Origin of the sequence: Ruegeria sp. HKCCSP351 (assembly GCF_017872535.1) — a bacterium.
Taxonomy (GTDB): Bacteria; Pseudomonadota; Alphaproteobacteria; order Rhodobacterales; family Rhodobacteraceae; genus Ruegeria.
In genome coordinates, this window is record NZ_JAEDOV010000003.1 from 483651 (window position 1) to 502795 (window position 19145).

Consider the following 19145-nt stretch of genomic DNA (forward strand, 5'->3'; position numbering starts at 1 on the left):
TCAGTCCTGACTGTCCAGAATTTCACGCACTTTCGCGACCAGATCAGAGCGCGATACTTCGAACTGGCTGGGGCGTTCTTTCCATTCCTCCAGCGTGGCGCTTTCGGCGATCTTGGCCCCAAGGATCAGGTCCTTGATCTGCACGATGCCTTTTGCCTTCTCGTCCCCGCCTTCGATCACCGCAACCGGAGAGTTGCGCTTGTCCGCGTATTTCAACTGGTTGCCAAAGTTCTTGGGATTGCCCAGATAAACCTCGGCCCGGATGCCCGCGTTGCGCAGCTCGGCTACCATCGCCTGATAATCGGCCATCCTGTCGCGATCCATGACGGTGACGACCACGGGGCCTTTGGCCTGGGCGCTGATCCGGCCCTTTTCGCGCAGCGCGGCCAGCAACCGATCGACACCGATGGACACACCGGTCGCGGGTACTTCCTGCCCGGTGAACCGCTTGACCAGATCGTCATAGCGCCCACCGCCCGCAACCGAGCCGAATTGCCGCTTGCGACCCTTTTCGTCGAAGATTTCGAACGTCAGCTCGGCCTCGTAGACCGGACCGGTGTAATAGCCGAGGCCACGTACGACGGAGGGGTCAATGACAATGCGGTCAGGGCCGTAGCCGCCAGCGGAGAGAAGTTCAGCGATCTGTTCCAGTTCAGTAATCCCATCTGCCCCGATCTTGCTGTCACCAACAGCAATGCGAAGGTTGGCCAATGTACCAGCGGTATCGACGGCCTTGGAGGTCAGGAAGGCGATCACCGGGTCTGCCTGATCATCGCTGAGACCAACGCCGTCGATAAACGCGCCCGACGCGTCCAGACGACCCTTGGTCAGCAACTCGCGTACACCCTGTTCACCCACCTTATCGAACTTGTCGATCGTGCGAAGGACATTGTCTCGTGCGGCTTGGTCATCGCCAAGCCCCATCGCCTCCAAAACACCGTTCAGAACCTTCCGGTTATTCACCCGGATCAGGTAGTCGCCGCGCGGGATGCCAACCTCTTCCAGCGTGTCAGCCAGCATTGCACAGATCTCGGCATCAGCAGCCATCGAGGCGGTTCCGACCGTATCCGCATCGCACTGATAGAACTGCCGAAAGCGCCCCGGCCCCGGCTTTTCGTTGCGCCAGACCGGACCCATTGCATAGCGGCGGTAAGGCGTCGGCAGGTCGTTGCGGTGCTGGGCGTAGACACGGGCCAGTGGCGCGGTCAGGTCATAGCGCAGGGCCATCCAGTCGCCATTTCCGCCCTCGTCAAACTCCTGCCACGCAAAGACGCCTTCGTTCGGGCGGTCCACGTCGGGCAGGAACTTGCCCAGCGCCTCGACGGTTTCCACCGCGCTGCTTTCCAGCGCGTCAAAACCGTACCGATGATAGACACCCGCAATCGTCCTCAGCATCTCGGTGCGCTGCGTGACTTCCTCGCCGAAATAGTCACGGAACCCTTTCGGCGTTTCGGCCTTGGGGCGGGGCTGTTTCTTGGGCTTGGCCATGTGGGGCGTCCTTGGGAGTGTACCTGTTCCGCGCGCGGTCTATCCCATGGCCCGCATCTGGGCAAGGCGCGCTTTCTCTGGCCAAGGCGTCACAGGGTCGCTATGTGCAGCCTGAAAGACAGGAGCATTCCATGCAGCATCTGGAAGAACAGATTGCCCATCTGACCCGCACGGTTGACGATTTGAACGCGGTTGTCACCCGGCAACAGGCCGAGATTGACCGGCTGACCCGCCGTGTCGAGATGCTGCTGCACCGCGAGGCCGAGCGCGCGCAGGAAGGGTCAGGCGGCGTTGTCCTTGGTGACGAACGCCCGCCACATTACTGAAAGCTTACAGCCCCAGCGTTGATTTCACTGCATTGTCGACGACGCCACCCAGCAGGGCGTTTTCATCCCCGGCGCAGCCCTCTTTCAGAGCCGCCACAAATGTTTCGCGCAGCGTGGCTTTTTCCTCGTCCGAACTGGCGTGAGCTTCGAGGTCGACCTGACGGTTATAAAGGGACAACGCCGTCATCTTGCCGACCACGTCCACAATGTATTCTTCATTCCCGTCAGCCTCTTCGATGACCGACGCGCAGGTGTGGTACATAAGCGGCAGCGCCGCTTGCACCATCTGTTCGGCTTCCTCGTCCGCAAGGACAAAACCGGGCCCTGTAAGCAGCGCGGCGGTTGTGATCACTTTCATCGCGTTCAAACGCATCATTCCGCCCCCGCTTATTTCGAGTTCGCGCCGATCAGCGCACCCGCAATTGCCCCTGCGGCGGCACCCTTGCCGTCGCCGATCAAGGCCCCGACCCCGGCCCCGATCACAGCACCTTTGATCGTGTTCTCTTTCTTCTTGTCGTCCGCAAGCGTGGCTGTCGCCGAAACCAAAGCCAGCGATGCCGCCGCCCCCAATGCAAATGTTCTGAAATTGAGACCTGCAATCGTCATATCAACGCCCTCCCGTGGCATGAGTAGAAGACATATTTGCAAGGTCAGCCTAGCGATGCGCTAACTGTCTGGCAACAAAGCGATGTCAGATCTCTTCGACAGTCATCACGCCTTCCAGCGATTTGATCGCGCCCTTGATCTGCGGGTTGATCGGAAACACGCGCCCCAAGTCGATTTCGACGTCGCCGGGCAGGCCGGGGTCCAGCAACAGCAGCTGGATCGGGCCGCGGGCCGCACCCTTGGCAGCGGTTGCGGCTTCTTCTAGAACCGTTGCAATCGTCGACACTGCCCGCGCTTCGTCGACAAAGATGCGCAGTCCCGTCGCCCCGGCTTCGGCCACCACAGAATCCGCTGGCCCAATCGAACGTCCCAGCAGCTTGAGCTGATCAGACTCCATCGTCGCCTCAACGGTCAGAACCACCTGAGCGCCGGTTTCCAGAAACTCGCGGCATTTCTCCAGCGTGTCGGAAAACAGCGTGACCTCATAAGCGCCGGTCGGGTCCGAAAGCTGGGCAAAGGCGAACCGGTTGCCCTTGGCCGATTTCCGTTCCTGCCGCCCGGCAACCACTCCGGCCATCTTGGCGATCAACGGGCCCGAGCGCGCCTTTTCCGTCACCTCATCCAGCGTGAGCACCTGTTTGCGTTTCAGCGCGGGCATATAGTCGTCCAGCGGATGACCAGAGAGGTAGAAGCCAATGGCCTTGAACTCTTCGCTCAGACGTTCAGCCGGCAACCAGTCGGGGGTCGGTGACAGGCGCGGTTCGGGCAGGTCATCCCCGGCCTCGCCAAACAGCGACACCTGGTTCGAATTCTTCTGTTCTTGGATAGCGGCCGAATACTGCACCAGCGCATCTAGGCTTTCAAACACGCGGCGGCGGTTCCGGTCCAGCTCATCAAAGGCCCCGGCGCGGGCCAGCATCTCAAGCGGGCGTTTGCCCACTTTCTTCAGATCAACGCGGCGGGCGAAATCGAAGAGGTTGAAAAACGGCTTGTCCGCGCGTCCCGCAACGATCAGGTTCATTGCCTCGACACCGACATTCTTGAGTGCGCCCAGCGCATAGACCAGATGCCCGTTATCAACATCGAACGTGGACTGAGAGCGGTTCACACACGGTGGGATATACGGCAGTTCCAGCCCTTTTCGGACCTCTTCGAAATAGATCGCCAGCTTGTCGGTCAGATGAATATCGCAATTCATGACACCCGCCATAAACTCGACCGGATGGTTCGCCTTCAACCAACCGGTTTGATAGCTGACCACCGCATAGGCGGCGGCGTGGGATTTGTTGAAGCCGTAATTGGCAAATTTCTCGAGAAGGTCGAAGACTTCGCTGGCTTTCTTGGCATCCACCCCGTTTTCTGCCGCGCCTTTTTCGAACTTGGGGCGTTCGGCATCCATCGCCTCTTTGATCTTTTTACCCATCGCGCGGCGCAGCAGGTCTGCACCGCCCAGGCTGTACCCGGCCATAACCTGCGCGATCTGCATCACCTGTTCCTGATAGACGATAATGCCTTGAGTTTCCTCAAGAATGTGGTCGATCAGCGGATGAACGGATGTGATCTCGCGTAGCCCGTTCTTGACCTCGCAATAGGTCGGGATGTTTTCCATCGGGCCGGGGCGGTAGAGCGCCACAAGGGCCACGATATCCTCGATGCAGGTGGGTTTCATGCGCTTGAGCGCGTCCATCATGCCCGAGCTTTCCACCTGGAACACCGCGACCGTCTTGGCCGCTGAATAGAGCTTATAAGTCGCCTCGTCATCCAGCGGGATGGCGTTGATCTGGTTCTCGGCCCCCTCGGCAGGTTCGTAAAGCTCAGTGCCATCGGCGGCGATATGCAGCTTCCGTCCGGACTTGAAGATCAAGTCCATCGCGTTCTGGATCACGGTCAGGGTTTTCAGACCCAGAAAGTCGAACTTTACCAGCCCGGCCTGTTCCACCCATTTCATGTTGAATTGGGTCGCAGGCATGTCGGATCGCGGGTCCTGATAGATCGGCACCAGCGCGTCCAGTGGCCGGTCGCCAATCACAACCCCAGCCGCGTGGGTCGAGGCGTTGCGCAGCAGCCCTTCGACCTGCTGGCCATATGTCAGCAGACGATCCACCACCTCTTCGTTGCGCGCTTCTTCCCGCAGGCGCGGCTCGTCCTTCAGGGCTTTTTCGATGGAAACCGGTTTGACGCCTTCCACGGGGATCATCTTGGACAGACGATCCACCTGTCCGTAAGGCATTTGCAGCACCCGCCCGATATCGCGTACGGCGGCCTTGGACAGCAAGGCACCAAAAGTGATGATCTGCCCCACCTTGTCGCGCCCGTATTTCTGCTGCACGTAACGGATCACCTCTTCGCGGCGATCCATGCAGAAGTCGATATCGAAGTCGGGCATCGAAACCCGTTCGGGATTCAGGAACCGTTCAAACAGCAGGCTATAACGCAGCGGGTCGAGGTCGGTGATTGTCAGCGCATAAGCCACCAGCGAGCCCGCACCCGACCCCCGCCCCGGCCCAACCGGAATATCGTGATCCTTAGCCCATTGGATAAAGTCGGCAACGATCAGAAAGTAGCCGGGGAACCCCATGCCTTCGATGATACCAAGCTCAAAATCCAAACGTTCCTGATATTCCTCGGCCTTCACCGCATGAGGGATCACAGCCAGACGTTTCTGTAAACCTTCGTTGGCGATGCGGCGCAGTTCAGCGACCTCGTCATCGGCGAATTTCGGCAGGATCGGATCACGTCGATAGGCCATGAAAGCGCAGCGTCTGGCAATCTCGACGGTGTTCTCGATGGCCTCGGGCAAATCGGCGAACAGCGTCGCCATCTCTTGCTGCGACTTGAAATAGTGCTGCGCGGTCAGGCGGCGGCGGCCTTCCTGCTGGTCGACATAGGCCCCTTCGGCAATACAGATCAGCGCATCATGGGCCTCGTACATATCCGAGGTTGGAAAATAGACGTCATTGGTGGCAACCAGTGGCAGGTTCTTGGCATAGGCCATTTCGATATGGCCGCGCTCGGTCTGGCGTTCGGCCTCGGGTTGGCCGTCTTCGCCCGGATGACGCTGGAGTTCGATATACAGACGATCCGGAAAGATCGCGGCCAGCCGATCCACCAGCGTCTCGGCCGCCGGACGTTGCCCCTGTTGCAACAGGCGGCCCACCGGCCCATCGGGCCCTCCGGACAGGCAGATCAGCCCGTCGGAGCGATCCGCAAGCTCGTCCAGCGTGACCTGCGGCAACTGCCCGCCCTTGTCCACGTAAAGGCACGTGCTCAGCTTCATCAGGTTCTCGTACCCCGCCTCGGACTGTGCCAGCAGAACAAGCGGCGCGGGCGTTTTCGGCTTTTCCCCCGGTTGCGAATGCACATAAGTCAGATCAACCTGACATCCCATGATCGGCTGGACACCGGCCTGACTGGCTGTCACCGAAAATTCCAGCGCCGAAAACATGGAATTCGTGTCAGTCACTGCAACGGCAGGCATCCCCATCTTCTCGCACAGGGCGGGCAGTTTTTTCAGCCGCACAGCGCCTTCCAGAAGGGAATATTCGGTGTGAACACGTAGGTGAATGAATCGGGGGGTACTGCTCATGAATGGCAGGCTACCCTAGCCGCGAGGCATGCAAAAGCCGGAACCTGCGCCGTTGTTTGGCAAAATAATCACTTTCGATTATTCGGATTTTCCAGAAGGTGCTTCGGAAAGCAACATCTTCACTGACAAAAAAACGCTTTAGTTTCAAGTAACTGATATTTACACAGGGTGCGTAATTCCACGCCGATTGGCTGTAATGATGCATCATACAGGCAGTTTTTCTTGCCAGATCACGCATGCTGTTTCTAACATCCATTGGCAAGCTATCCGCCCGCCACTCTTTCTACGTCGCATCGAAGGAGGGCACCACCAGGGCGCAACCGGGTAAGGCGACGGGTTTCTCGAATGGACATCACGTTTCTTCTGAACGGAGAGACAGTGGAGCTGACGGACATCGATCCGACAGCCACTCTGCTGGATTGGCTGCGTGAAGATCGTGGCCTGACCGGCACCAAGGAAGGCTGCAACGAAGGCGATTGCGGTGCCTGTACTGTCATGGTGACGGATGCGGGTGGTGCAAAGGCCCTGAACTCGTGCATCCTGTTCCTGCCGCAGTTGCATGGCAAGGCGATTCGAACCGTCGAAGGCGCCAGCGGCCCCGATGGTGAGGTCCATCCGGTTCAGCAGGCCATGGTTGACCTGCACGGTTCGCAATGCGGCTTTTGCACGCCCGGTTTTGTCATGTCGATGGTGGCCGGTCACACCAACGGCGCGACGGATCACGACACACAGCTTGCCGGTAATCTGTGCCGCTGCACGGGTTACGCTCCCATTATTCGCGCAGCCGAAGCGGCCGAGAAACAGCCCGTGCCTGTTTGGGTCAAGGACAAGCCTGTCGCGACGCCCGCCACCTCACCCATGCTGCCGGGTTCGTCCGACGCGCTGGCTGCTGTGTATGCCGAGAACCCGAATGCCACTTTGGTTGCGGGCGCAACAGATGTTGGGCTTTGGGTGACCAAGCAACTGCGCGATCTTGATCCGGTGATCTTCCTGAACCGCTGTGACGATCTTAAAGAGATCACGATCACCGACGAAGAAATTCGTTTCGGTGCCATGGTCGATATGAACCGTATGGGCGACGCCTTGGCGGACATTCACCCATCCTATGCCGAAATGATCCGGCGCTATGCCAGTGTTCAGGTCCGTCACGCGGCCACTGTGGGCGGCAACATCGCCAATGGCTCGCCAATCGGAGACAACCCGCCCGCGCTGATCGCATTGGGTGCGACGCTGCACCTGCGCAAAGGTGATGAGCGCCGGTCGGTGCTGCTGGAAGACTTCTTCATCGATTACGGAAAACAGGACCGCGCACCGGGTGAGTTTGTCGAAGCCGTCAGCTTCCTGCGTCAGGCGGACCGGCTGAAATGCTACAAGCTGAGCAAACGGTTCGATCAGGATATCTCGGCCGTGTGCGGATGTTTCAACGTTACCATTTCGGACGGACAGGTGGCGGATGCGCGCATCGCGTTTGGCGGTATGGCCGGCATTCCGAAACGGGCAACCCATGTCGAGGCCGCGTTGATCGGCAAGCCGTGGGTGCGCGAGACGATTGACGCCGCGCTGCCCGCTTTTGCCAACGATTATTCACCGCTTACGGATATGCGCGCCTCGGCCACGTACAGGCTTGAGACCGCCAAAGCGATGCTGGAACGGTACTTCCTTGAGGATCAGGGCCAAGTGACCAACGTGCTGGAGGTATCGGCATGAGCGTAACCAAACCCCTTCCCCATGACGCGGCTCCGCTGCACGTATCCGGTTCCGCCCGATATGTGGACGACATCCCGACGCCAAAAGGCACATTGCATCTGGCCTTTGGCCTGAGCCCGATCGCCAAGGGTACGATTACCGCGATGGACCTGTCTGCCGTGAAAGCGGCAGCCGGGGTCGTCAAGGTTATGACGGCACAGGACCTGCCCTTTGCCAACGATGTTTCGCCCTCGATCCATGACGAGCCTTTGCTGTCCGACGGGACGGTTCACTATATCGGTCAGCCTGTTTTCCTTGTGGTTGCCACCAGCCATCTGGCCGCCCGCAAGGCGGTTCGGCTGGGCAAGATCGACTATGCCGAGGAAACACCGATCCTGACGGTGGAAGAGGCTCTGGCCGCAAACAGCCGATTTGAAGACGGGCCCCGCATCTATGCCAAGGGCGATGCGGACGCCGCGATTGAAAGCGCCACCCACGTCATCGACGGAACGTTCGAGATCGGCGGTCAGGAGCATTTCTATCTGGAAGGTCAGGCTGCGCTTGCCGTGCCGAATGAAGGCGGCGACATGCTGGTCCACAGCTCGACCCAGCACCCGACCGAGATACAGCACAAGGTGGCGGACGCTCTGGGCCTGCCCATGCATGCGATCCGCGTCGAAACCCGGCGCATGGGTGGCGGATTCGGTGGCAAGGAAAGCCAGGGGAACGCGCTGGCCGTTGCCTGCGCGGTGGCGGCACGGGCAACCGGCAAAGCCTGCAAGATGCGCTATGACCGCGATGATGACATGATCATCACCGGCAAACGCCACGCCTTCCGAATTTCCTATCGCGCGGGGTTTGACGAACAGGGCCACATTCAGGGCGTGTCCTTTCTGCAATACGCGATCTGCGGCTGGGCGCAGGACTTGTCCCTGCCCGTCGCCGACCGTGCGATGCTGCATTCTGACAATGCCTACCTGCTGCCCAATGCCCGGATTGAAAGCCATCGGTTGAAGACCAACACGCAGTCAGCCACCGCCTATCGCGGGTTTGGTGGCCCGCAGGGGATGGTTGCCATCGAACGGGTGATGGACCACGCCGCGCATGAACTTGGGTTGGACCCGGTGGAATTGCGCCGCCGCAACTATTACGAGCCCGCGCACAAGGTTGCCGAAGTCCAACCCCACGAGAAACCGCTGGGTCATCCCGACCCGCACGAAGACCTGACCAGCCGTGGCGCGGTGGAAACAGGGGCCGCCCCGGTCCGCCCCCTGCCCGCTGGCGGCAACACGACACCCTACGGCATGGAGGTCAGCGACTTCGAACTGCATGGCATGACCGAAGCGCTGATGAAGTCCAGCGACTATGCCGCGCGCAAGGCAGCCATCGCGAAATGGAACGCCGAAAACAGCGTGATCAAGAAGGGCATCGCCTTTTCTCCGGTCAAGTTCGGAATTTCCTTCACGCTGACCCATCTGAACCAGGCCGGTGCGCTGGTGCATGTGTATCAGGATGGTTCGGTGCACCTGAATCATGGTGGCACCGAGATGGGTCAGGGGCTGTTCCAGAAGGTCGCACAAGTGGCCGCGTCGCGTTTTGGCATCCCGCTTGAGATGGTCAAGATCACCGCCACGGATACAGCCAAAGTGCCGAATACGTCAGCCACGGCGGCGTCTTCGGGCAGCGATCTGAACGGCATGGCAGTGAAAGCGGCCTGCGATACGATCCGCGACCGGATGGCCGATAATCTGGCTGAACGGCATCAGGCCGACCCTTCTGCGGTCACTTTCACGGATGGCCACGTTTCGGTTGGTGAAGAACGGTACACGTTCGCCGAAGCTGCCGCACTGGCCTATCAGGGTCGCATAAGCCTGTCGGCCACCGGCTTTTATAAAACGCCCAAGATCGAATGGGACCGGATCGCGGGGCGCGGTCGCCCGTTTTACTATTTCGCCTATGGTGCTTCGGTCACCGAGGTGGCTGTGGACACATTGACGGGCGAGAACCGCATTCTGCGCACAGATATCCTGCATGACGCGGGCGCTTCGCTGAACCCGGCGCTGGATGTCGGACAGGTCGAAGGCGGTTACGTGCAAGGTGCGGGCTGGCTGACGACCGAGGAACTGGTCTGGGACGGGAAAGGCAACCTGCGCACGCATGCGCCCTCAACCTACAAGATCCCGGCCTGTTCCGACCGGCCCGACATATTCAACGTCGCACTTTGGGATGGCGAGAACCGAGAGGACACCATCTATCGCTCGAAAGCCGTGGGGGAACCCCCGTTCATGCTGGGAATATCAGCCTGGCTGGCGCTTTCGAATGCTGTGGCGGCCTGCGGGGATACTTATCCCGCACTCAACGCGCCCGCCACCGCCGAAGAGGTATGGCGCGGCGTCCAGAGGATGAAGGGAGGCATCTGATGGGATTTGACCTTGAGGCTTTGAGGGAGGCGGTCAAAACCCACGGCAAAGTGGTCCGGGTGGTCATCGCCGGGATCAAAGGGTCGTCTCCACGTGAAGTTGGTGCCGCCATGCTGGTCTGGGACGGCGGGCAAAGCGGCACAATTGGCGGCGGAACACTGGAATACCAGGCGGCACATGCCGCGCGGTTGCAAACCACGCCAACCCGCCTGACGCATCATGCGCTTGGACCCGAGTTGGGGCAATGCTGCGGCGGTGCCGTGTCGCTGCTGAGCGAAGTCTACGACGCAAAAACCGTCAATGATCTGGACGATGCGGTCATCGCGCGCCCGACCAAGGATGGCGCGATGCCCCTGTCGGTCAAGCGAATGCTGGCCACGGCGCGCGGACAGGGGATTGCGCCTGAACCGCAGCTGATCGACGGCTGGATGGTTGAACCCGTTCACAAGCCCACGCGCAATCTGTGGATCTGGGGCGCGGGCCATGTCGGCCGGGCACTAGTGGATGTGCTGTCCCCGCTTCCCGATCTTGCGATCACCTGGGTGGACACCAGCCGTCAGCGCTTTCCGGCCGCTGTGCCAGCGGGCGTGACAATTGTTCCGGCGGCAAAACCGGCCGAACTGGTCCGCCACGCCCCATGTGCTGCCGAACATCTTGTGCTGACATACTCGCATAGTCTTGACTTTGAACTGTGTAACAGACTGCTTTTGCACGATTTTAACTTTGCTGGGCTGATCGGCTCGGCTACGAAATGGGCGCGATTCCGGTCGCGGTTGGCCGCCCTTGGACATCCGCCTGAACGGATCAGCCGGATCACCTGCCCGATCGGTGACCCGTCGATGGGGAAGCATCCACATATGATCGCCGTGGGCGTCGCTGCACAATTGCTGCGCCCGGCCCTGCAAAACGAGTTGAAGAAGGACCTGAGCGCGTGACCATTCCACTTTTGAGCTTGCAAGGGCTGACCAAAGCCTACCCCGGTGTTGTGGCCAATGATCAGGTGTCTTTTGACATCGGTGAAGGCGAGGTGCACGCGCTGCTAGGTGAAAACGGCGCGGGGAAATCCACGCTGGTAAAAATGATCTATGGGCTTGTGAAGCCGGACAGCGGCACCATGAAGCTGCGCGGCAATCCGTTTGCGCCGCCCGAACCGCGCGCGGCCCGTGCAGATGGGATCGCGATGGTGTTCCAGCATTTTTCGCTGTTTGACGCGCTGAACGTGGCTGAGAATATCGCGCTAGGGATGGAGAATCCGCCCCCGATGGGGGATCTGGCATCGCGCATTCGCGAAGTGTCGGAAACCTATGGCCTGCCGCTGGACCCGTTCCGCACGGTTGGCGACCTGTCCGCAGGCGAACGCCAGCGGGTCGAGATCATCCGTTGCCTGTTGCAGGACCCCAAGCTGCTGATCATGGACGAACCGACCTCGGTTCTGACCCCGCAAGAGGTTGATATCCTGTTTGAGACGCTGAACAAGCTTCGCTCCGAGGGAACCTCGATCCTGTATATCTCGCATAAACTGGAGGAAATCCGAACGCTGTGCGACCATGCCACGATCCTGCGGCTGGGCAAGAACGTGGGCGAATGTGTCCCCGCAGAAACCTCGGCGCGTGACATGGCCGAGATGATGGTCGGGTCAACCTTGCAGACCCCCGAACGCTCGGGCCGGGAACTGGGCGAGGTCGCGCTGGATGTCAGCGGGCTGTCAGTCCCCTCGCCGTCGGAATTCGGCACCGCATTGCGCAATGTGCACATGACGGTCCGCAAGGGCGAGGTTCTGGGCATCGGCGGTGTTGCTGGAAACGGGCAGGATGAGTTGCTCGGCGTGTTGTCCGGGGAAATCCCGACATCGGCGGATGCAATCAAGTTCAAGGGTCAGGCAATCGGCAAGCTCGGCCCGACGGCGCGCCGTAAGCTGGGCGTTCTGACCGCGCCCGAGGAACGGCTCGGCCACGCGGCGGCACCCGACATGAGCCTGACCGAAAACGCTTTGCTGACCGGATCGGTGCGGGAAGGGCTTGAGAAAAACGGCTTCTTGAAATGGACCGAAACCCGGAGTTTTGCCGAAAAGATCATCGAAGCCTTTGACGTTCGTACGCCCGGGCCCGAAAACGCAGCGCGGTCCTTGTCCGGCGGCAATCTGCAAAAATTCGTGATTGGACGCGAAGTGCTGCAAAACCCTGATGTGTTGGTAGTAAACCAGCCAACCTGGGGGGTGGATGCCGCGGCAGCCGCGTCGATCCGGCAAGCCATACTTGATCTTGCGGCGAAAGGCACGGCGGTGGTCTGCATCTCGCAGGATCTGGATGAGCTGATGGAAATCTCGGACAGTTTTGCGGCCTTGAACGAAGGTCGACTGAGCGCGCCGCGCCCAACCACCGGCCTGACTGTGGATGAGATTGGCCTGATGATGGGCGGCGCCCATGGCATGGAGGTGGCACATGTGTGATCTGCTAGGCCGCCTTCGGCGAGAGTATTTGCGAAAAGATGAAACATCTGGGGGGATGAGCAGATGATAGTGTTGGAGAAACGGCCACAGCCGTCCAGGGCCTGGTCTTACGCGACCCCCCTTGTGGCGGTGCTGGCGACAATGGTGTTTGGCGGGTTGCTGTTTGCCATCTTGGGAAAAAACCCGGTCCAAGCCATCGGCACCATCTTCTGGGAGCCGTTGTTTGGCGAGTTCGCGTTTTATTACCGCCCTCAATTGCTGGTCAAAGGCGCGCCCCTAGTGCTGATCGCAATCGGATTGTCGCTGGGTTTTCGGGCCGGTATCTGGAATATCGGGGCCGAAGGGCAATACATCATGGGCGCTATTTTTGGCGCGGGCGCAGGTCTGGCCTTCTATCCGCTTGACGCTTTGTACATCTTCCCGATCATGGTGGTTGCAGGCGCATTTGGCGGGTGGCTGTGGGCAACGATCCCGGCCTTGCTGAAGGTGCGTTTCGGCACCAACGAAATCCTTGTGTCGCTAATGCTGGTCTACGTGGCCGAGCAGATGCTGGCCTCGGTCTCGCTGGGTCTTCTCAAGAACCCCGAAGGGTTCGGCTTTCCCGGATCGCGCAACCTGCAATCCTATGAAAGCGCGCATAATGCCGAGCTGATTGCCGGTTCCGGGATGCATTGGGGTGTTGTCGCGGCATTCATCGCGGTGATCTTTGCCTATGTATTGCTGAACCGTCACATGCTGGGCTTCCATATCCGTCTGACGGGTGAGGCCCCCCGCGCCGCAAAGTTTGCAGGTGTGAACCCGGCGCGCCTGATCCTGTTCTGCCTTGGGATATCGGGCGCCTTGGCCGGGCTGGCCGGGATGTTCGAGGTGTCCGGCCCGTCCGGTCAGATCAGCATCGATTTCAATGTGGGCTATGGCTTTACCGCGATCATCGTCGCCTTTCTGGGCCGCCTGCATCCGGTGGGTATCCTGTTGGCCGGGGGCCTGATGGCGCTGACCTATATTGGCGGCGAAATCGCACAATCGCAGCTGGGGCTGCCTGCCGCAGCCATTCAGGTGTTTCAGGGAATGCTGCTGTTTTTCCTGCTGGCCTTCGATCTTCTGACAAACTTCCGCATCCGTGCGGCGCGTAGCGAGGTGGCGTGATCATGGACCTTGGTCAAATCAATCCCGTTCTTCTGGTTGCCTCGCTTATGGTGGCGGCAACCCCCCTTCTGCTGGCCGCGATCGGAGAGCTTGTCGTGGAAAAGGCAGGCGTTCTGAACCTTGGTGTCGAGGGCATGATGATCGTTGGCGCGATCAGCGGTTTTGCGATCTCGGTCGAAACCGGCTCGCCCTGGCTGGGCTTTGTTGCTGCCGCCATTGGCGGGGCCGTGCTGTCGCTGCTGTTCGTCCTGCTGACACAGTTTGCGTTGGCCAACCAGGTTGCCAGCGGCCTTGCGCTGACCCTGTTTGGACTGGGGTTCAGCGCCTTGATGGGGCAAAGCTATGTGGGCGTGAAACCCCCCAGCATGGGCGATATCCACATCCCTTTGATCAGCGATATTCCGGTCATCGGCCCTATCCTGTTTCGGCACGACCCCATCCTTTATCTGGGCATTGCGCTGACCGCTGTGGTCTGGGCCGTCCTGAAGTACACCCGCGTCGGGTTGATCCTGCGGGCGGTTGGTGAAAACCATGATGCCGCCCATGCGCTTGGCTACAAGGTCATCAAGATCCGCATCATGGCGATCCTGTTCGGCGGGGCCTGCGCCGGCCTGGGTGGGGCTTACATCAGCCTGATCCGTGTGCCGCAGTGGACCGAGGGCATGACCGCGGGTGTGGGCTGGATCGCGCTGGCACTGGTGGTGTTTGCCAGCTGGAAACCATGGCGGGTCCTGCTGGGTGCATATTTGTTCGGCGGCATTACCGTCTTGCAGCTTAATTTGCAGGCAGCGGGCGTTGCCATTCCCGTCGAGTATCTGGCAATGTCACCCTATCTCATCACGATCCTTGTGCTTGTGATCCTTTCGGCCGACAAGAGCAGCGCACCTGCCTCACTGGGCCGGACCTTCCATGCCTCACACTAGGGGCCAACTGAACCAACTTGGGGAGTAACTACATGAAATTCAAATCACTTCTGACAACTGCCGCGATAGCGCTTGGTCTTGCGACCGGCGCAGTGGCGCAAGACAAGACCAAGGTCGGTTTTGTCTATGTCGGCCCTGTCGGCGACGGTGGCTGGACCTATGAACACAACAAAGGCCGTCTGGCAATCGAAGAAGAGTTCGGCGACAAGGTCGAGACTGTATTCGTTGAATCGGTGCCGGAAGGCCCGGACGCCGAACGCGTGATGACCCAGATGGCGCTGGAAGGCGCGGATCTGATCTTTACCACCTCATTTGGCTATATGGATCCAACCATCAATGTGGCCAAGAAATTCCCGAACGTGAAGTTCGAGCACGCGACCGGCTACAAGATGGCCGACAACGTCTCGGTCTATTCGGCGCGTTTCTACGAAGGTCGTGCGGTTCAGGGGCATATCGCGGGTAGAATGACCGAATCGAACATCATCGGCTATATCGGGTCTTATCCGATCCCCGAGGTGATCCGCGGTATCAACTCGGCCTATATCCACGCCAAGAAGGCAAACCCGGATGTCCAGTTCAAGATCGTCTGGGCCTATACCTGGTTCGACCCGGCAAAAGAGGCTGACGCCGCCTCGGTTCTGATCGAACAGGGCGCCGACGTGATCCTGCAGCACACTGACTCGACCGCTCCGCAGGCCGCTGCACAAGAGGCGGGTAACGTGATCACCTTCGGTCAGGCTTCGGATATGAGCGAATACGCCCCCAAACCGCGTGTTTCCTCGATCATCGACAACTGGGGACCCTATTACATTGCGCGCACGCGAGCTGTGATGGACGGCACCTGGACCTCGTCCAACACCTGGGACGGTATCGGGCCGGGCATGGTAGAAATCGGTGAGATTTCGGACGCGGTTCCGGCGGACATCAAGGAAGAGGCACTGGCCCTGAAAGCGGCGCTGGCCGATGGCAGCTATCATGCCTTTACCGGACCGCTGAAGAAGCAGGACGGCAGCGACTGGCTGGCCGAGGGCGAAGTGGCCGACGACGGTACGCTGGCTGGCATGAACTTCTATGTTGAAGGGCTGGAAGGCGATATCCCGCAGTAAACGACGCGGGTAGAAATGCATCAAGGCCCGCAGGTTTGCGGGCCTTTTTTCGTGGCGTTTTCGCTTTGGTCACATTACCGGATGACCGGGATGCTACGGCCGCGAAGACCTACGGAACCTTTAAGCCCTATCCTGTGTTCGCCATCCAATCAGGCTAAGGCACGCAAACACGATCGCGGCAACGCAGACGATCGAAGGCCCTGCCGGAGTGTCGAAAACATACGCAGCCCTTAACCCCGTGATGGCTGAAAGCGCGCCTATTCCCGCCGCGATCAAGGCCATCGTTTCTGGTGACCGCGCAAGGTTACGCGCCGCTGCCGCCGGAATGATCAGCATTGCGGCGATCAGCAATACACCCACAACCTTGATCGCCACCGCCACGGTCACGGCAAGAGACAGGGTCAGGATCAGTTGCTCTCGCCTTGGATCGAAGCCGCTGGCATAGGCCAGTTCTTCGTTCAATGTCGCGGTCAGAAGTTGCGACCAACGCCAGACAATCAGCGCCACGACAAGCGCCGCACCGCCCCAGATCACGACCAGATCAGAACGGGAGACCGCCAGAATATCCCCAAACAGATACGCCATAAGGTCAATCCGGACACCGGACAGGAATGAAACTGCAACCAGCCCAAAGGCCAACGCAGAATGCGCCAGGACCCCCAGCAGCGTGTCCATCGCATAGCCGCGACCGGCCAAAAGCGAAACGGTCAGCGCCATGACCAAAGCGACAGCCAGGGCGCCCGTGAAGATCGACATCTGAAACGTCAGGGACAGGGCCACGCCCAAAATCGCGGCATGTGCGGTTGCGTCGCCAAAATACGCCATGCGACGCCATACGACAAAACACCCAAGGGGGGCCGCGGCAAACGCCACGCCAATACCGGCGAGCGTTGCCCGCATCATGAAATCATCCAGCATTATTCCGCCGCTTCCTGTGTACTCGCATCATGGTCATGATCATGATGGTGATCATGTTCATGACGATAAAGGGCAAGCGCACCGCCAGTTCCGGTTCCGAACAAGGCCCGATATTCGGGCGCCGAGGCGACCACAGCCGGCGATCCTTCGCAACAGACATGCCCATTGAGGCATATCACCCGGTCCGACGCGCTCATGACCACGTGCAGTTCGTGGCTGATCATCAGAATGGCGCTTCCGGTCTCGCGCCGGACAGCCTCGATCTGCTGGTAAAAGCTGGCCGACCCCCGTTGGTCCAACCCCTGTGTCGCTTCGTCCAGCAACAGAATATCCGGGCGGTTGATCAAAGCCCGAGCCAGCAGCACCCGCTGGAACTGTCCACCGGACAGTTGCGACATCTGGCGTTTCAACAAATCCGGCACACCCGCCGATTCAAGCGCCTCGACACATTGCCTGCGCGACACAGGATCGGTCAGACGCATGAACCGTTCGACAGAAATCGGCAATGTCGGATCGACATGCAACTTCTGCGGCACATAGCCGATTTTCAATCCGGGCTTCAGTGACACTTGACCGGCACAAGGCCGTGTCGCACCGATAATGGCGCGCAGCAGGCTGGTCTTTCCTGATCCGTTCGGGCCAACGATGGTTACGATTTCACCCGGCTCAATGACCATGTCCACATGATGCAGTACGGTATGCGCGCCATAGCGGACGCTGAGTTTCTCGACAGTGATCAGCGCCATCTTTATGCCTTTTCGGTGCAGTCGGGGCAGAGACCTTCAGCCTCTACAACCGTTCGCTCGATCTCGAAACCCGCCGCGCGCGCGGCAGCACCAAGAACACCTTTGGACGGGGCAGATTGCGCCTCGGCTACGGCGTCGCATTTTCGGCAGATCATGAAAGCAGGTGAATGTGCAGCGCCGGGATGAGAGCAGGCGACAAATGCGTTCAGCCGCTCGATCTTGTGGACAAATCCGTTTTGTACAAGAAACTCCAGCGCCCGATAAGCGACCGGAGGCTGCGACCCGAACCCTTCGTCGCGCAACCGATCAAGGATTGCATAGGCTCCAAGGGCGCGATGTTCCTGCAATAACATCTCAAGAACCTTGCGCCGAACCGGCGTCAGCCGCAGCCCTTCCGCTTTGCACCGGACTTCGGCGGATGTCAGAGCCGTTGCGACGCAGCTCTGGTGGTCATGTTCCTGAAACCCGACCGGGGCCGCGTCTTTGCCAATAACTGGGTGCGCATCACTTGTCATGTTATTTCATATCATGTATTGCCGCTTGGAATGTTATAAAATCACACAGAGGGCCCGATGTCCAGAACGCTTCTTCTTCCATTATCTATCACAGTTGCACTGCTGGGTGGACCGGCCCGCGCAGATGCGCCAAACGTTGCCGCGGACATTGCCCCGGTTCATTCGCTGGTGGCCCGTGTCATGGAGGGTGTGGGAACACCTGCCCTGATCGTCGCACCGGGTGCCTCGCCGCATGAATACAATCTGCGCCCGTCCGAGGCAGCCGCGTTGCAAAACGCCGATCTGGTGTTCTGGGTAGGAGAAGACCTGACACCCTGGCTGGAAAGTGCGATAGAAACTCTTGCCCAAGGTGCGACCGCCACAGCCCTATTGGACGCAAAGGGTACGGGGCTTCTTGAGTTCCGGGAAGACGCATTGTTTGAAGCGCATGATCACGCGGACGATGCGGGTCACGAAGACCATGACGACCATGGCGATCACGAAGGCCATGATGATCATGACTCTCATGACCCACATGCCTGGCTGTCGCCAACGAATGCCAAAGCCTGGCTGACCCTGATCGCGGATCAACTGTCGTCAGCGGATCCCAACAACGCCGCTGCGTATGTGGCAAATGCCGAAGCGGCGCGCGAAGAAATGACCGTGCTTTCCGCAGAAGTGGAAGAGTTGCTTGAACCGGTTCGCGGCGGCAGCTTCATCGTGTTTCATGATGCATACCAGTATTTTGAGGTCGCGTTCGGTTTCCCTGCATCCGGCGCGATTTCCCTGAGCGACGCGTCCGACCCAAGCCCCGCGCGAATTGCCGCCATTCAAGGTCGCATTCACGCAGAAGGCATCAATTGCGTATTGTCCGAACCACAGTTCAATCCGGGCATCGTCGAAACCGTGCTGGATGGAACATCGGCGCAATCCGGTGTGATCGATCCGCTGGGCTCGGCTCTGGAACCCGGGCCGTCTTTGTACCCGCAAGTCATTCGCAACATGGCGCAAACCCTGGCGGAGTGTTTGAAAACCCGTTGAGCCGGGATTGGGATCGGGACGCGGGAACCTGCCGGGGTGCACCCAAAAGGGCCAAGTCCCGATCTGCGCATCAGGTTTGGTACACTTGAGAAGTGCATCAGACCATGGTCTGTAGCGCGTCAAGCAATTGTCGTTCATAGTCGATTGCGAAATGAGACCCAAAATTACTGACCTGACAATTGGCAACTGGTCTTTGTCGCGCGTTTTTCT

General features: G+C 59.6%; 16 protein-coding genes. 9 read left to right on the top strand and 7 right to left on the bottom strand.

Translation table 11 applies throughout. The features are described 5' to 3' along the window. A complete protein-coding gene (gene hisS / locus I9182_RS09470) occupies positions 1-1488 on the bottom strand; it encodes a histidine--tRNA ligase (RefSeq protein WP_209598066.1) in 1488 nt (495 codons plus the stop codon). A gap of 131 nt (positions 1489-1619) precedes the next feature. Here hisS and I9182_RS09475 point away from each other — a divergent pair, with 131 nt between their 5' ends. After that, positions 1620-1814: a SlyX family protein gene (locus I9182_RS09475; protein WP_209598067.1), complete on the top strand. Its 195-nt coding sequence runs from the start codon at positions 1620-1622 to the stop codon at positions 1812-1814. Positions 1815-1818: 4 nt separating this feature from the next. Here the strand turns inward: I9182_RS09475 and I9182_RS09480 are convergent, their stop codons facing one another. From I9182_RS09480 to dnaE, 3 genes are all read right to left on the bottom strand, one after another. After that, the gene (locus I9182_RS09480; protein ID WP_209598068.1) at positions 1819-2190 is read right to left on the bottom strand and encodes a hypothetical protein; all 372 of its coding nucleotides are present in this window, start codon (positions 2188-2190) and stop codon (positions 1819-1821) included. 11 nt (positions 2191-2201) lie between these two features. Continuing rightward, positions 2202-2420, bottom strand: a complete 219-nt coding sequence (locus tag I9182_RS09485; RefSeq protein ID WP_209598069.1) for a hypothetical protein — start codon at positions 2418-2420, stop codon at positions 2202-2204. An 85-nt stretch (positions 2421-2505) separates the two neighbouring features. Then, the gene (gene dnaE, locus I9182_RS09490) at positions 2506-6006 is read right to left on the bottom strand and encodes a DNA polymerase III subunit alpha (protein WP_209598070.1); all 3501 of its coding nucleotides are present in this window, start codon (positions 6004-6006) and stop codon (positions 2506-2508) included. 345 nt (positions 6007-6351) lie between these two features. On the opposite strand from dnaE, the gene xdhA reads away from it, so the two are divergent. The 7 genes from xdhA (at position 6352) to I9182_RS09525 (ending at position 15736) form a co-directional block, all read left to right on the top strand. Then, positions 6352-7713 carry a xanthine dehydrogenase small subunit gene (xdhA, locus tag I9182_RS09495; protein ID WP_209598071.1) on the top strand — a complete coding sequence of 454 codons (1362 nt, stop codon included), beginning with the start codon at positions 6352-6354 and terminating at the stop codon, positions 7711-7713. Then, positions 7710-10112, top strand: a complete 2403-nt coding sequence (gene xdhB, locus I9182_RS09500) for a xanthine dehydrogenase molybdopterin binding subunit (protein ID WP_209598072.1) — start codon at positions 7710-7712, stop codon at positions 10110-10112. The genes xdhA and xdhB overlap by 4 nt, the downstream gene beginning before the upstream one ends. After that, positions 10112-11047: a xanthine dehydrogenase accessory protein XdhC gene (gene xdhC / locus I9182_RS09505; protein WP_209598073.1), complete on the top strand. Its 936-nt coding sequence runs from the start codon at positions 10112-10114 to the stop codon at positions 11045-11047. Before xdhB ends, xdhC begins: the two co-directional genes overlap by 1 nt. Continuing rightward, complete coding sequence (locus I9182_RS09510; RefSeq protein ID WP_209504833.1) at positions 11044-12561, top strand: ABC transporter ATP-binding protein; 1518 nt, start codon at positions 11044-11046, stop codon at positions 12559-12561. Before xdhC ends, I9182_RS09510 begins: the two co-directional genes overlap by 4 nt. A 63-nt stretch (positions 12562-12624) precedes the next feature. Next, entirely contained in the window at positions 12625-13707 is a 1083-nt protein-coding gene (locus tag I9182_RS09515; RefSeq protein WP_209598074.1) for an ABC transporter permease, read from the top strand. A 2-nt stretch (positions 13708-13709) separates the two neighbouring features. Then, positions 13710-14630, top strand: coding sequence for an ABC transporter permease (locus I9182_RS09520; protein WP_209598075.1), 921 nt, complete (start codon positions 13710-13712; stop codon positions 14628-14630). A gap of 32 nt (positions 14631-14662) precedes the next feature. Further along, positions 14663-15736 (top strand): BMP family ABC transporter substrate-binding protein, encoded by a 1074-nt coding sequence (locus I9182_RS09525; RefSeq protein ID WP_209598076.1) that lies wholly within the window; start codon positions 14663-14665, stop codon positions 15734-15736. Positions 15737-15856: 120 nt separating this feature from the next. Here the strand turns inward: I9182_RS09525 and I9182_RS09530 are convergent, their stop codons facing one another. Genes I9182_RS09530 through I9182_RS09540 form a run of 3 tightly spaced genes read right to left on the bottom strand, consistent with a single transcriptional unit; the run spans position 15857 to position 17915 of the window. After that, positions 15857-16654, bottom strand: coding sequence for a metal ABC transporter permease (locus I9182_RS09530; protein ID WP_209598077.1), 798 nt, complete (start codon positions 16652-16654; stop codon positions 15857-15859). Continuing rightward, on the bottom strand, positions 16654-17400 hold the full coding sequence (locus I9182_RS09535) for a metal ABC transporter ATP-binding protein (RefSeq protein ID WP_209598078.1): 747 nt from the start codon (positions 17398-17400) through the stop codon (positions 16654-16656). The genes I9182_RS09530 and I9182_RS09535 overlap by 1 nt, the downstream gene beginning before the upstream one ends. A gap of 2 nt (positions 17401-17402) precedes the next feature. Continuing rightward, a complete protein-coding gene (locus I9182_RS09540; RefSeq protein ID WP_209598079.1) occupies positions 17403-17915 on the bottom strand; it encodes a transcriptional repressor in 513 nt (170 codons plus the stop codon). A 57-nt stretch (positions 17916-17972) separates the two neighbouring features. On the opposite strand from I9182_RS09540, the gene I9182_RS09545 reads away from it, so the two are divergent. Continuing rightward, positions 17973-18935 carry a zinc ABC transporter substrate-binding protein gene (locus tag I9182_RS09545; protein ID WP_209598080.1) on the top strand — a complete coding sequence of 321 codons (963 nt, stop codon included), beginning with the start codon at positions 17973-17975 and terminating at the stop codon, positions 18933-18935. Positions 18936-19145: the final 210 nt, after the last annotated feature.

Bases quoted from the DNA above. Each gene is read 5' to 3' on its own strand.
- xdhB (WP_209598072.1), top strand. From the start codon at position 7,710: ATGAGCGTAACCAAACCCCTTCCCCATGACGCGGCTCCGCTGCACGTA.
- I9182_RS09475 (WP_209598067.1), top strand. From the start codon at position 1,620: ATGCAGCATCTGGAAGAACAGATTGCCCATCTGACCCGCACGGTTGAC.
- xdhA (WP_209598071.1), top strand. From the start codon at position 6,352: ATGGACATCACGTTTCTTCTGAACGGAGAGACAGTGGAGCTGACGGAC.
- I9182_RS09530 (WP_209598077.1), bottom strand. From the start codon at position 16,654: ATGCTGGATGATTTCATGATGCGGGCAACGCTCGCCGGTATTGGCGTG.
- I9182_RS09545 (WP_209598080.1), top strand. From the start codon at position 17,973: ATGTCCAGAACGCTTCTTCTTCCATTATCTATCACAGTTGCACTGCTG.
- hisS (WP_209598066.1), bottom strand. From the start codon at position 1,488: ATGGCCAAGCCCAAGAAACAGCCCCGCCCCAAGGCCGAAACGCCGAAA.
- xdhC (WP_209598073.1), top strand. From the start codon at position 10,112: ATGGGATTTGACCTTGAGGCTTTGAGGGAGGCGGTCAAAACCCACGGC.
- I9182_RS09485 (WP_209598069.1), bottom strand. From the start codon at position 2,420: ATGACGATTGCAGGTCTCAATTTCAGAACATTTGCATTGGGGGCGGCG.
- dnaE (WP_209598070.1), bottom strand. From the start codon at position 6,006: ATGAGCAGTACCCCCCGATTCATTCACCTACGTGTTCACACCGAATAT.
- I9182_RS09540 (WP_209598079.1), bottom strand. From the start codon at position 17,915: ATGACAAGTGATGCGCACCCAGTTATTGGCAAAGACGCGGCCCCGGTC.
- I9182_RS09480 (WP_209598068.1), bottom strand. From the start codon at position 2,190: ATGATGCGTTTGAACGCGATGAAAGTGATCACAACCGCCGCGCTGCTT.
- I9182_RS09535 (WP_209598078.1), bottom strand. From the start codon at position 17,400: ATGGCGCTGATCACTGTCGAGAAACTCAGCGTCCGCTATGGCGCGCAT.
- I9182_RS09525 (WP_209598076.1), top strand. From the start codon at position 14,663: ATGAAATTCAAATCACTTCTGACAACTGCCGCGATAGCGCTTGGTCTT.
- I9182_RS09515 (WP_209598074.1), top strand. From the start codon at position 12,625: ATGATAGTGTTGGAGAAACGGCCACAGCCGTCCAGGGCCTGGTCTTAC.
- I9182_RS09520 (WP_209598075.1), top strand. From the start codon at position 13,710: ATGGACCTTGGTCAAATCAATCCCGTTCTTCTGGTTGCCTCGCTTATG.